The organism is Lagierella sp. ICN-221743, assembly GCF_037890055.1.
GTDB lineage: Bacteria > Bacillota > Clostridia > Tissierellales > Peptoniphilaceae > Mediannikoviicoccus.
This window is the reverse complement of the sequence record NZ_JBBKBD010000002.1, coordinates 79377-92454: the sequence shown is the minus strand read 5'-3', so window position 1 is coordinate 92454 and position 13078 is coordinate 79377. Positions and strand designations below refer to the sequence as shown.

The 13078-nt window shown below is 32.8% G+C and carries 15 protein-coding genes and 1 riboswitch; of the genes, 14 read left to right on the top strand and 1 reads right to left on the bottom strand.

Annotated elements, in window-relative coordinates; translation table 11 throughout:
- From WKS98_RS01525 to WKS98_RS01490, 8 genes are read left to right on the top strand one after another with little or no spacing between them, the layout of a single operon-like run.
- Positions 1 to 1260 (top strand): Glu/Leu/Phe/Val family dehydrogenase, encoded by a 1260-nt coding sequence (locus WKS98_RS01525; RefSeq protein ID WP_498916316.1) that lies wholly within the window; start codon positions 1 to 3, stop codon positions 1258 to 1260.
- A gap of 12 nt (positions 1261 to 1272) precedes the next feature.
- Positions 1273 to 2145: a DNA-3-methyladenine glycosylase family protein gene (locus WKS98_RS01520; protein WP_498916314.1), complete on the top strand. Its 873-nt coding sequence runs from the start codon at positions 1273 to 1275 to the stop codon at positions 2143 to 2145.
- A 26-nt stretch (positions 2146 to 2171) separates the two neighbouring features.
- Positions 2172 to 2456, top strand: a complete 285-nt coding sequence (gatC, locus tag WKS98_RS01515; RefSeq protein ID WP_498916312.1) for an Asp-tRNA(Asn)/Glu-tRNA(Gln) amidotransferase subunit GatC — start codon at positions 2172 to 2174, stop codon at positions 2454 to 2456.
- A complete protein-coding gene (gatA, locus tag WKS98_RS01510; protein ID WP_498916310.1) occupies positions 2456 to 3859 on the top strand; it encodes an Asp-tRNA(Asn)/Glu-tRNA(Gln) amidotransferase subunit GatA in 1404 nt (467 codons plus the stop codon). The genes gatC and gatA overlap by 1 nt, the downstream gene beginning before the upstream one ends.
- Complete coding sequence (gene gatB / locus WKS98_RS01505) at positions 3849 to 5270, top strand: Asp-tRNA(Asn)/Glu-tRNA(Gln) amidotransferase subunit GatB (protein ID WP_498916308.1); 1422 nt, start codon at positions 3849 to 3851, stop codon at positions 5268 to 5270. Before gatA ends, gatB begins: the two co-directional genes overlap by 11 nt.
- A complete protein-coding gene (gene rdgB, locus WKS98_RS01500) occupies positions 5270 to 5878 on the top strand; it encodes an RdgB/HAM1 family non-canonical purine NTP pyrophosphatase (RefSeq protein WP_498916306.1) in 609 nt (202 codons plus the stop codon). Before gatB ends, rdgB begins: the two co-directional genes overlap by 1 nt.
- Complete coding sequence (locus tag WKS98_RS01495; RefSeq protein ID WP_498916304.1) at positions 5856 to 6332, top strand: metallophosphoesterase family protein; 477 nt, start codon at positions 5856 to 5858, stop codon at positions 6330 to 6332. Before rdgB ends, WKS98_RS01495 begins: the two co-directional genes overlap by 23 nt.
- Positions 6332 to 7183: a bifunctional 5,10-methylenetetrahydrofolate dehydrogenase/5,10-methenyltetrahydrofolate cyclohydrolase gene (locus tag WKS98_RS01490; protein WP_498916302.1), complete on the top strand. Its 852-nt coding sequence runs from the start codon at positions 6332 to 6334 to the stop codon at positions 7181 to 7183. The genes WKS98_RS01495 and WKS98_RS01490 overlap by 1 nt, the downstream gene beginning before the upstream one ends.
- A 55-nt stretch (positions 7184 to 7238) precedes the next feature.
- Here the strand turns inward: WKS98_RS01490 and WKS98_RS01485 are convergent, their stop codons facing one another.
- Positions 7239 to 8531, bottom strand: coding sequence for a M18 family aminopeptidase (locus WKS98_RS01485; protein ID WP_498916300.1), 1293 nt, complete (start codon positions 8529 to 8531; stop codon positions 7239 to 7241).
- 66 nt (positions 8532 to 8597) lie between these two features.
- Positions 8598 to 8713, top strand: a riboswitch (FMN riboswitch).
- Positions 8714 to 8770: 57 nt separating this feature from the next.
- Between WKS98_RS01485 and WKS98_RS01480 the strand changes: the two genes are divergently transcribed.
- The 6 genes from WKS98_RS01480 to trpS all read left to right on the top strand — a co-directional run bounded on the left by WKS98_RS01480 (position 8771) and on the right by trpS (position 13068).
- Positions 8771 to 9346: an ECF transporter S component gene (locus WKS98_RS01480; protein ID WP_498916298.1), complete on the top strand. Its 576-nt coding sequence runs from the start codon at positions 8771 to 8773 to the stop codon at positions 9344 to 9346.
- Between the two features lie 39 nt (positions 9347 to 9385).
- Positions 9386 to 9835 carry a tRNA (adenosine(37)-N6)-threonylcarbamoyltransferase complex ATPase subunit type 1 TsaE gene (gene tsaE / locus WKS98_RS01475; protein WP_498916296.1) on the top strand — a complete coding sequence of 150 codons (450 nt, stop codon included), beginning with the start codon at positions 9386 to 9388 and terminating at the stop codon, positions 9833 to 9835.
- Positions 9835 to 10515 (top strand): tRNA (adenosine(37)-N6)-threonylcarbamoyltransferase complex dimerization subunit type 1 TsaB, encoded by a 681-nt coding sequence (gene tsaB, locus WKS98_RS01470; protein WP_498916294.1) that lies wholly within the window; start codon positions 9835 to 9837, stop codon positions 10513 to 10515. Before tsaE ends, tsaB begins: the two co-directional genes overlap by 1 nt.
- Positions 10508 to 10990, top strand: a complete 483-nt coding sequence (gene rimI / locus WKS98_RS01465; protein ID WP_498916293.1) for a ribosomal protein S18-alanine N-acetyltransferase — start codon at positions 10508 to 10510, stop codon at positions 10988 to 10990. Before tsaB ends, rimI begins: the two co-directional genes overlap by 8 nt.
- A complete protein-coding gene (gene tsaD / locus WKS98_RS01460; RefSeq protein ID WP_498916291.1) occupies positions 10944 to 11963 on the top strand; it encodes a tRNA (adenosine(37)-N6)-threonylcarbamoyltransferase complex transferase subunit TsaD in 1020 nt (339 codons plus the stop codon). Before rimI ends, tsaD begins: the two co-directional genes overlap by 47 nt.
- Positions 11964 to 12075: 112 nt before the next feature.
- The gene (gene trpS / locus WKS98_RS01455) at positions 12076 to 13068 is read left to right on the top strand and encodes a tryptophan--tRNA ligase (protein WP_498916289.1); all 993 of its coding nucleotides are present in this window, start codon (positions 12076 to 12078) and stop codon (positions 13066 to 13068) included.
- Positions 13069 to 13078: the final 10 nt, after the last annotated feature.

Below are 13078 nucleotides of genomic sequence, written 5' to 3'. Positions count from 1 at the left end.
ATGGAAAACATGAATCCCATAGAAAACGCCAGACTACAACTAAAGTCAGCTTGTGAACTTGGCGATATAGACAAAAATGTTTATGAAATTTTAAAAAATCCTCAAAGGGTTATTGAGGTGTCAATACCTGTTAAGATGGATAATGGAGATGTTAAGGTGTTTACAGGATATAGATCCTGTCACAACACAGCGGTTGGACCAGGAAAAGGTGGAGTAAGATTTCATCCGAATGTAACAATGGACGAAGTGAAGGCTCTATCCATGTGGATGAGTTTTAAATGTGGTGTTATGAATTTGCCATATGGAGGAGGTAAAGGTGGAATCAAGGTTGATCCATCTGAGCTCTCAGAAAGAGAACTTGAAGAACTTTCCAGAGGATATATAAGAGCTATTTACAAATACCTTGGTGATGATATTGATATACCAGCTCCCGATGTTAATACAAATGGAAAAGTAATGGGATGGATGTTGGATGAGTATATAAAGTTAACAGGCCATAATCGCCTAGGAACTTTTACAGGAAAGCCAATTGTTTTGGGAGGTTCAAAGGGAAGAACTGAAGCTACAGGACTTGGTGTTACGTATATAACAAGAAATATTTGCCACAAACTAGGTTTAAAGCTAAGTGACACTTCTGTAATTATACAAGGTTTTGGAAATGTTGGCTCATATACATTTAAGTTTTTAGCAGATATGGGTTTTAAAGTTATTGGACTATTAGAGTGGGATAAGGAAATAGGAGAATATGGGCTTTATAATAAAAATGGAATTTCCTATGAAAAACTATCTAAATTCAAAGAGCAAAATAATTCTCTAGTTAACTTTGATGGTGCAAATAGAATAAGCGCTGAAGAATTTTGGAGCTTAAAAGCAGATATTTTAATCCCGGCAGCTTTAGAAAACTCAGTTAATGAAGAAATAGCAGAAAAAATAGATATTAAAGTTATAGTTGAAGGTGCTAATGGACCGGTTACTTCTTCTGCTGATGAAATATTAAAGAAAAGATGTATAACTGTAGTTCCTGATATATTGGCAAACTCCGGTGGTGTTACAGTATCTTATTATGAATGGGTTCAAAACCAATATGGATACTATTGGAATGAAGCTGAAGTATTTAATAGGCTTGAGCCTTCAATGAACGAAGCTTTTGAAAATATCTGGAAGATTAAAGATGAAAAAAATCTTACATTTAGGCAGGCAACGTATGTCTATTCTTTAATTCGTATTAGTGAAGCGATGAAGTATAGAGGCTGGGTTTAAATAAGGATAAAAATGGAGTATATAGCAAAAGACAATAAAATAATATTTAGAAATCGCTCTTTTAATCCAAAACATATTTTTGAATGTGGTCAGGCCTTTCGTTGGGAAAGTAATGATGATGGATCTTATACAAATGTTGCATTTGGAAGAGTTATTAATGTATCTAAAGAAGATGATATTATAACTTTAGACAATGTTACAGAAGAAGACTTTAATAATATCTGGATAGATTACTTTGATTTAAATAGAGATTACGATGAAATTAAAGAGAAACTATCAAACAACGAAACCATGCGAGAGGCAATGGACTTTGGATATGGCATAAGAATTCTCAACCAAGACCATTTTGAAACTATTATTTCATTTATAATTTCTGCAAACAATCAGATACCGAGAATAAAAAAATCAATTGATATTATAAGCAGAGAATATGGACAAAAAATTGGCGAATATAGGGGTAAAACTTACTATAGTTTTCCAACCTTTGAAAACTTATCTAAAGCTAGAGTAGAAGATATGAGAGAGATTTGCAGAGTTGGATTTAGGGATAAGAGAATTATAGAAACTTCTCAAATGATTTGCTCTGGAGAATTTAATTTAGAAGAGTCTAAAAATTATGACTCTTCTAAGCTTTATGATGAACTTATAAAATTTCCAGGAGTAGGGCCTAAGGTAGCTTCATGCATAATGTTATTTGCATATGGCAAAGGAGAAACTTTTCCAGTAGATGTTTGGATCAAGCGGGTTATGGAGAGTTTATATATTGGTCATGAAACTTCTAAGAAAAATATAGGTATATTGGCAAAGGATATTTTCGGTGACTATGGTGGATTTGCACAACAGTATTTATTCTACTATGGTAGAGAGAATAAGATAGGGAAGTAGATTTCTAATTTGAGACAGGAGATTGTATGATAGACAAAGAAGAAGTAAAAAGAATATATGAAATAGCTCATTTGAATATCAAAGATGAAGACCTGGATAAGATGGAAGAAAAATTTAATACAGTATTAGATTTTTCGCGTGTAATCTTAGAGGTGTACACAAAAGATATTGATATGCTTGAAATTGTAGAAAATCATGAAAGCATTTTGAGAGAAGATATAGTTACTGAAAGTATCGACAGAGAAGATGCACTTTTGAATGCAAAAGACAGAGAGTATGGATATTTTAGATTGAAAAAGGTAATTGAATAATGAATATAAGAAATTTAAGAGAAAAATTTGTAAGTAATGAATTGAGTTTAAAAGGCTATTATGATGAGCTATTTAAGAGAATTGAAGATTCAAAAGACCTTAATATATTTATTACTTTTGATAAAGATGATGTTATAAGACAAATTGAAAAGCTAGAGAATAAGAAAGATAAAGGGAAGTTATTTGGGGTTCCTATAACTTTAAAGGACAATGTTTCATATAAGGGACTAAGAATGACTTGTGGATCCAAATTTTTGGAAAACTTTATGCCTATTTTTGATGCAACTCTAGTAAAAAAACTTGTAGAAGAAGATGCAGTTATTTTAGGTAAAGTAAACATGGATGAATTTGCAATGGGAAGTTCCTCAGAGACATCTTACTTTGGCCCTACAAAAAACCCTGTAGACCCAACACTTGTTCCTGGAGGTTCTTCATCTGGTTCAGCAGCGTCAGTTGCAGCGGACTTAGTGTATGTTTCAATTGGTTCTGATACAGGTGGCTCTTCAAGACAACCGGCTCAATATTGTAATGTAATGGGATATATGCCAAGCTATGGAACTATTTCAAGATCTGGAGTTGTATCCATGGCAAATACATTGGACCAAGTGGGAATTCTTGGTAAAAGCGTTGCAGATATAGTGGATATTGTTAATGTCATTGGTGGAAATGACAAGATGGATATGACATCTACATTGAAAGAAAAGATAGACTTTAAATTGGATGAAAATTATGATTTAAAAGACAAGAAAGTAGGAGTAATAGATTTAACTCCTTTTGAAATAGATCCAGTTGTACAAGAGGACTACAAAAGAGGACTTGAGTTGTTAGAAAGAATGGGAGCAAAATTAGTTAATCTAGATTTTGAATACCTAAAGTACTCAACTTCTATTTATTCAGTTATAACAGCCAGTGAAGTTAGCAGTAATATGTCTAGATTTGACGGTATCAGATATGGATATTTAACTGATAACTATGAAGATACAAGAGAACTTTACACTAACACAAGATCAGAAGCTCTTGGAGAAGAAGTTCAAAGAAGAATTGCCCTTGGAACTATGTTTTTAGCTTCCGATTCCAATCAAGAAGTATATATTCAAGCTGAAAAAGTTAGAAAGTTAATGGCAATAGAGTTTGAAAGCAAATTTGAAGAAGTTGATTTCATAATAACTCCAACTGCTACAAACCTACCATGGAAACTTGGAGACAGAGCAGATGATCCACTATCTATGTATGACAGTGGAACATTTAACGTTCCTGTAAACCTATGTGGACTATGTAGTATATCAATTCCTATAAGGAAAGGAATCTCTGGATCTTTACAACTAATAGGAAAGAGATATGATGATGAAAAAATGTTAAACAGTGCATGTTCATTAGAGAGGAGTATTGCAAATGAATTATAAAACTCTTATTGGACTTGAAATACATGTTGAGTTAAGCACGGACAGCAAGATGTTCTGTAGCTGCAAAAATGAATTTGGCCTTGCTCCTAACACTGCAGTTTGCCCAATATGCTTAGGACATCCAGGAGCTTTACCTGTGATGAATAAAAAAGCTGTAGAGTATGCGACAATGGCAGGACTTGCTTTTAACTGTGATATTCATCAAAGTTTTAAAATGGATAGAAAAAAATATTTTTATCCAGATTTAACAAAGGGATATCAAATAACTCAACAAGATGAGCCACTTTGCACAGGTGGATACATTGAAATAAAAGATGGAGATGAAACTAAAAAGATTAGACTTGAAAGAATACACATAGAAGAAGATACTGGAAAGTCTATTCACAATGAAGAGGGAAGCACTCTTATGGATTATAATAGAGCGGGTGTGCCTCTAATTGAAATAGTTTCAAAACCAGATATGAGTTCTGGGGACCAAGCTAGACAATTTTTAACTAATCTTAGAGAGACATTAAGATTTTTGGATATATCAGACGTTAAGATGGAACAAGGTTCTTTAAGATGCGACGTTAATATAAATGTTTTTGCTGAAGACGGAAGTTTTAAAACTGCAATTTCAGAGATAAAGAACCTAAACTCATTTAAGGCTGTTGAAAAAGCTATTGAATATGAAGAAAAAAGACATAGAGAAATGGCCTCTAATGGAAAAACAGGCTTTAAGGAAACAAGAAGATGGGACGATGCAAGCTCTTCAACAATTCCTATGAGAAAGAAAGAAACTGGTAATGATTACAGATTTTCAGTTGAGGGAGATATACCAAGAACTAATTTAAAAGACGATTTTATTGAACGAGTAAAATCAAAACTTCCTGAACTTCCACAACAAAAGATGAAGAGATTTATAGAAGATTACAAATTGCCAGAATATGATTCCGATATACTTTCAAGAAGTATTGCCCTTTCAAATTATTTTGAAAAATCCGCTAAATTAACAAATGACCCAGTATTAACAAGCAATTGGTTGCTATCTGACGTATTAAGAAGGGTTAATGAAGCTGAAATTGAATTTGAAGATGTTAAGATGTCCAGCGAAAACTTCTCAAAGCTTTTGATTTTAGTTAAAGAAAAGAAAATTAATAACAATACAGGAAAGAAAGTATTGAGAAAACTATTTGAAGAAAACTTTGACCCTGAAGAATATGTTAAAGAAAATGGACTAATTCAATTAAATGATGATGGATTATTGGAAGAAATAGTGGACAAGGTACTTTCAGAAAATCCTCAATCTATTGAAGACATAAAAAACGGCAAGGACAGAGCTTTTGGATTCTTAGTAGGACAATGCATGAAAGCATCTAAAGGCAAGGGAAATCCTCAAAAATTTAATGAACTTATTAGAGAGAAAATTTAATGAAAGATTTAATAGTTGCATCTCATAATAAAGGAAAAATTGAAGAAATAGGTGAAATGCTAGGACATTTGGGTATAAAGGTTATTGGTGTGAATGATTATATATCCATGGACGAAGTAGAAGAAAATGCCCCTACTCTGGAAGGAAATGCCAAAATAAAGGCAGAATATATTTATAACAAAGTAAAAAAAGCAACTCTTGCTGATGACACTGGACTTTTCGTTAGAGCATTAAATAATGAGCCTGGAGTTAGAACTGCAAGATATGCAGGAGAAAATCCAACAGAAAAAGATAATAGAGTAAAGATGCTAAAAGAACTTGAAGGCAAAGAAGATAGATTTGCTTTTTTTGAAACGGTGCTTTATCTTATAGATGATAATGGAAAAGGGTATTCAGTAAGTGGCATTTGTGAGGGAGATATATCCTCAGAGGAAATGGGCACAAAAGGATTTGGATACGATAGTATTTTTATACCAAAAGGAGAACAAAAGACCTTTGGCCAATTGTCCATGGAGGAAAAAAATAAATATAGCCATAGAGCTAGGGCCTTAAATAAACTTAATGAATTATTGGTGAGGATTTTAGATGAAGATAGGAATAGTAAGTGATACCCATGGAAGTTATAAAGATGTTGCAAATAGTCTTTTAGAAAATAATGTGGATGTTATTATTCACTTGGGAGATTACTCCGATGACGGAAAAGACATAGGAGAGATAACCAATAAACCCATATATGTGGTTAGAGGAAATAATGATTATGTTGCAACTGATGAGCCATCTGAGCTGCTTATAAACATAGGTGGGATAGACTTTTTTATAACTCATGGACATAAATACAATGTTTATTCGGGATTGACCAATCTTATGTTTAGGGCTAAGGCTGCAGGAGCTCAAGTGGTTTTGTTCGGACATACACATGTTTATTTAAAAGAAGTTTCTGACAATATATTGTTTTTAAATCCAGGTAGTCCAAGTTATCCAAGATTTAATGATAAAAAAGGGTATGTAATATTCGATACTGAAACACTTAAAACAAATAGAATTTATATGGAGGACAAATAATGGAAAGAATTTTAACATCAAATGATTTAGCAGTAAAACTTGAAGAAAATATTATTTCAAGAGTGGAAAAACTAAGAGAAGAAAATCATGTTCCAAAACTTGCCATCGTAAGAGTTGGCGAAAACCCAAATGACATCTCTTATGAAAAGAGTTTAATAAAAAAGGGCGAAAATTATAAGATAGACATACAAAGAGTGCTATTGGATGAATCTATTACCACAGAAGAATTAAAGGGTGAAATCGAAAAGCTTAATAATGACGATTCTGTAACTGGAATGATTATCTTTAGACCACTTCCTAAACACATTGATGATGAAGTTATTCAACAAACAGTTTGCTGGAAGAAAGACGTTGACTGTATGACACCAACAAACCTTGCGAAAATTTTTCAAGGGGACTTTTCTTCTTTCCAACCTGCAACACCATATGCTTCAATGAAAATTTTGGAATACTACGATATTGACCTTGAAGGAAAAAATGTTGCAATAGTAAATAGATCGATGGTTCTTGGAAAGCCTATGGCAATGATGGTTTTAGGTAAAAATGGAACACCTATTATTTGTCACTCAAGAACTAAGGACTTGAAGAAGATTCTTAAAGAAGCAGATGTTGTAGTTACAGCAACAGGAAGAGCAAAGAGCTTAACAAGAGACTTCTTAACAGAAGATTCAATTGTAATTGACGTTGGAGTTTCCATGGGAGAAGATGGTAAACTTTCTGGGGATGCTGACTTCGAAGACCTAAAGGACTTTGTAAAAGGTATCACTCCAAGACTTGGAGGAGTTGGAAAGATTACTTCAACATTATTAATGGATCAAATTGTTCAAGCAAAAGAAAAGAGTTTAAAATAGTATTTAAATTTACAAAATAAAAGGAGATGTTGTTAGAAACAACATCTCCTATTTTTTATAGTGCTATATCTTCAAAGAATTTTTCGAATAACAAATGGATATATTCTTGATCTTTTGATCCTCCAAGTTCCCTAACTGAATGCATTCCAAGTATAGGGCATCCCATATCAATAGATTTAATATTTAGATGTGATGAGTTAATTGGACCGATTGTTGATCCACCAGGCATATCTGAACGATTTACAAAGTATTGTACAGGAACATCTATGTCTCTAGATAACTTATTTATAAATGAGGCTGAAACGCTATCTGAAGTGTAACTCATTCTAGCAGCCATTTTTATACATGGTCCTTCGTTTATGATTGGAAAATTAGTTGGGTCGTTCTTTTCAACGTAATTTGGATGAAAGGCATGTGCTTGGTCGGCAGAAATCATAAATGATTTGTCGATTGCTATATCAAAATCTTCAAAGTCACCTCCAGTTGTGTAGACAATTCTTTGTAACACATCCCTTAAGAAAGGAGAATCGGCACCTTCTTTTGTCATTGACCCAATCTCTTCGTGATTTGAAACTAATACAACATTAATTCCAGTCTTTGACTTTGAAGAGATTAGTGCTTCAATTGAAGAGTAGGCCATACCAAGGTTATCTATTCGTCCAATGCTATAAAACTCCTCGTCTATTCCGATGTACTTTCCTTTTTCTGTGTCATATAAAAACAAATCAAAATCTAGAATATCTTCTTTTTTAACATTTAATCTTTCAGAAATCAAATTTATTAATAGGTCATCTTTTTCTAAATTTGAAGACAACATTCCAAGTATTGGTAAAGTATCCTTTTGAGGATTGTAAGTGTAACCCTTATTTATTTCTCTATTCATATGGATTGCTAAGTTTGGAATTGTAGTAACAGGTTTTTCAAAGTCTATAAGTTTTGAAATTATTTTTTTATTTTCAACAACAGAAACTCTTCCGGCAATTGAAAGGCTTCTATCAAACCATGTACTTAAGATTGGTCCACCATAAACTTCTGTGTTTAGTTTAATATACTTTTCCTTTTCGACCATAACTGGATTTGGTTTTATTCTAAAAGTAGGGGAGTCGCTATGTGAGCCGACAATGTTAAAGTGTGTAAACTTTTTAATGTCATTGACAGTAAATGCAATAATTGCAGAATCTCCATTGCTGATAAAATACTTTTCATTATCTTTTAATTTCCATTTTTCAGATCTTAAAAGTTCTTTAAAACCATTTTCTTCAAGTTTTTTTCTAATATTTTTATTAACATGATAAACGGAAGGGCTATTATCTATAAAGTCCATAAGTCCATTTACGTATTTATTCATATAATCACCTCAACTATATTGTACCATTAAATTAATTTGTTTTTGTATGCTATTGTGATATAATAAAAGTATCTTCAGGGCGAGGTGTAATTCCTCACCGGCGGTTATAGTCCGCGAGCCATTTAGGCCGATTTGGTGAAATTCCAAAACCGACAGTATAGTCTGGATGAAAGAAGAGATAGCTATTATAGCCCCGAAGTAATACGGGGTTTTTTTATGCCCCTAATTAGGAGGACGATATGAATATTAAAAAATTGGTAAGAATAGCACTACTTGGTGCTATATCAGGAATTTTGATGATTGCGTTCCACTTTCCACTACCTATGTTCCCACCATTTATGGACATAGACTTTGGAGAAGTGCCAGCACTTATAGCTGGATTCACAATGGGGCCATTAGCAGGATTTTATGTTATAATAATTAAGTTGATAGTAAAGTTAATTGTACAATCAACAAGTACGGGATTTATTGGAGAGTTATCTAACTTAATTGTTTCAAGCGCATTGATATGTACAGCTTCATATCTATATAGTAAAAATAAGACAGCTAAAAACTCTGCATTTGCTTTAACTATTGGAGTTTTAGCAATGGCAACAGTAGCAACCATAAGTAATTATTTCTTTATTTTTCCTCTATATGGATTGGATATACCAGTATATGCAAAGACATTTGGAAAGATTAATCCGCTTGTAAAGAACTCAGCAACATTTTTACTTATTGTTATAATCCCATTCAATATAATAAAGGGATTTCTCAATTCAGTCGTAGCTGTGGCACTAGTAAAGCCGATTGCAAAATATATTAATAAGGCATAAAGAGGAATCGCTTAGCGATTCCTTTCTTATTGGAGCGATATGTATAAATTTAATTCAAAAAGTTTAGAAGATACAAATGAATTTGCAAAGAAATTATCTAAAGGCTTAACTAAAGGATCTGTTATTTCATTAGTTGGAGATATGGGTGCAGGAAAAACCACTTTTACTCAATATCTACTAAAACAACTTGGAGTTTTAGACTATGTTACAAGTCCAACATTTTCTTTAGTTAATACCTACTATGGTGACTTTGAAATTAATCATTTAGATCTTTATAGAATGGAAAATGAAATTGAAATGGAAACATTAGACATTGACTTGTTATTTTATCCTGATGGCATAACAATTATTGAGTGGGCGGAAAGGGCAAAGAGTTATTTGCCGAGAAATCTTATTGAGATACACATTGATAAGACTTCTACCACTGAAAGAGAGTTTAGTATTTTAGGAAATAACAGAGAGGAAAAGAAATTAATAGAGAGATTATAATGAAAATTTTAAGTATTGATACATCTGGAATGATATCTTCTTGCAGTATAATGGAAGATGGAAAGATAATTGGAGAATTTAATATAAACCAAAAGAGAACTCATAGTGAAACTCTTGTACCTATGATTAAAGAGCTTTTAGACAAGCTTGGATTATCCACCAACGATATAGACCTATATGCAGTTGGAAAGGGTCCTGGGTCATTTACAGGCCTTCGCATAGGTATGACAGTGGCAAAGACGTTGGCAATGGTGTTTGATAAAGACATAATTGGAGTTTCTACTTTAAAATCTATTGCAAGAGGAGTGTATTCTCCTGAAAAAATAGTATCTATTATAGATGCAAGAGGTGGAAGAGTTTACTACGGAATATATCAATGGAAAGATAAAAGATTGGAAGGAATTGAAAGTGAAGATTTAATCTACTTTGAAGACTTGGCTGAAAAATTAAAAAGCACTAATGAAAAATATCTTTTTGTTGGAGATGTAGATGTTTTTATAGATGATATTTCAGAATTAGGACATGAATATATTGAAAATTTAAACACCAATATAGCGTCTAATATTTCTAAAATAGCTTATGAGAATAAAGATGAAGCTAAAAAGGATTATTTAGATTTAAAACCTGAATACATTAGAAAGTCACAGGCTCAAAGGGATCTTGAAAATAAAAATGTATAGAGTAGAAAAAGTAACTCGTAAAGAAATTGCTCTAGTATCAGAAATGGAAAATGAAATTTTCAGTTTTCCATGGGCATACGAATCTTTTGAAACCCTAATCAATAACCCATGTAATCATTTTTATATTGTATTTGATAAAGATACTCCAGTAGCATATTTTGGAATTATGATTATAATGAACGAATGTGATGTTTACAATATTGCGGTAAGACCAAATTATCGGGGGAAGGGAATAGGAAGCTTTATAATGCAAGAGATAATTGAAATTTGCAGAAAAAATGAAGTAGATACTATTACATTAGAGGTTCGAGAGTTCAATTATAGGGCAATAGGTCTTTATGAGAAATATGGATTTAAATTAGTTTCTAGAATAAAAGGATATTATTCGAAACCATTGGAAGATGGATTATTAATGAGGTTGAGTATAGATGAAGAAGAACTTAAAAATTTTAGCCATAGAAACGTCATGCGATGAAACTTCCGTTGCTGTGGTAGAGGATGGAAGAAATGTACTTTCAAATATAATTTCGTCACAAATTTCTACCCATAGAGTGTTTGGTGGTGTTGTACCGGAAATTGCCAGTAGAATGCATCTAGAAAGTATAAACCATATCATTAAAGCAGCTCTAGAAGAGGCAGAATTAGAATTTTCAGATATAGATGTTGTCGCATGCACAAAGGGGCCGGGACTAATAGGAGCGCTACTTGTGGGGATATCCTCTGCAAAGGCACTTTCAATGGCCTTAGATATACCACTTGTTGGAGTGAATCACATGGAAGGTCATATATGTGCTAATTACTTGGTGCACAAAGATTTAAAACCCCCTTTTGGAGGTCTTGTGGTTTCCGGTGGACATACTTATTTAGTAAATATTGAAGACTATAACAATACAGAAATAATTGGACGAACAAAAGACGACGCTGCTGGAGAGTGTTTCGACAAGATTGCAAGAGCTCTTGGACTTCCATACCCTGGAGGACCAGAAATTGATAAGAGAGCAAAGCTTGGAGATAGACATGCAATCGAATTTCCAAGACCTCTTATTGATGACAACTCCTATGACTTTAGCTATAGCGGACTTAAGACTGCTGTGCTTAATTATTTGAATCAAAAGAATCAAAAAAATGAAGAGATTGATATAAATGATGTTGCTGCAAGTTTTCAAGAAGCTGTTCTAGATGTTCTTGTTACAAAGTCAGTACGAATGATTAAAGAATATAATATGAAAAAATTTATTATCTCTGGAGGGGTTGCGGCAAACTCTGAACTTAAGGAAAAACTTCAAAAAGAATGCGACAAGATTGGAGTGAAGCTTTTTTATCCAACGAATATATTTTGCACAGACAATGCTGCAATGATTGGTTCAGCAGCTTATTATAATTATATTAATGGCAAAGTGTCAGAGCTAGACTTAAAAGTTTATCCTAACTTGGAGCTTAATGAATAAGAAATTTTTAAAGCATAAAATAAAAGTAGAGATAAAGATTTGTCACATGTCTCTATTTTTACTTTTCAACGATATATTATACAATGTAAGTAATTAATGTTTTGGAGGAATTATGAATAAGAAAGTAGTTTTAAGCGGAGTTCAACCCTCCGGTAGTTTAACAATAGGAAATTATTTAGGAGCAATACAAAATTTTTCTAGGCTACAAGAAGATTATGAATGTATATATGCAATAGCGGACTTACACTCGATTACAGTTCCACAAGTTGCAAAGGATTTAAGAAGAAGGACATATGAAGTCCTTGCACTATACATGGCTTGTAATGTTGACCCAGAAAAGTCAACTATATTTGTACAGTCCCATGTGCCACAGCATCTTGAACTTAGCTGGGTACTTAGCTCTATTTCATATATGGGGCAATTAAGTAGAATGACTCAGTTCAAAGACAAGGCAAAAAAATCAGAAGAAAACTTAAATGCGGCACTTTTTACCTATCCTGTGCTTATGGCAGCGGATATTTTACTATACCAAACAGATTTCGTTCCAGTTGGGGAAGATCAAAGACAACATTTGGAACTTGCAAGGGATCTTGCCATAAGATTTAATAGCAAGTATTCAGATACTTTTAAAGTACCAGATAACTTAATTAGAAAGGAAACAGGAAAGATATATAGTTTAAAGGACCCAAATGTTAAGATGTCCAAGTCAAGTGAAGACGAAAATAGCTATATCTTAATGTTGGATGATCCAAAAACTATTGAAAGAAAAATCAAGAGAGCAGTTACCGACTCAGACGCAAACTTCTGTTATAGCGACGACCAACCAGGTTTAAAAAATCTTATAAATATTTACCAAGCTTTTTCAAACAAACCTGTGGAAGATATTGTAAAACAGTATGAAGGTGAAAGCTATGGACCATTTAAAAACGATTTAGCAGAGCTAATAATCGAAAGTTTAAGACCAATTCAAGAAGAATATAATAGACTTATAAATGACAAGGCATATCTTGAAGAAGTAATGGCAAAGGGAGCTTCAAAAGCAAGTTATTTAGCAAATAAAACCTTAAGAAAAGTGTATAGAAAAGTTGGTTTTGTACAGATATAATTTGAAGTTA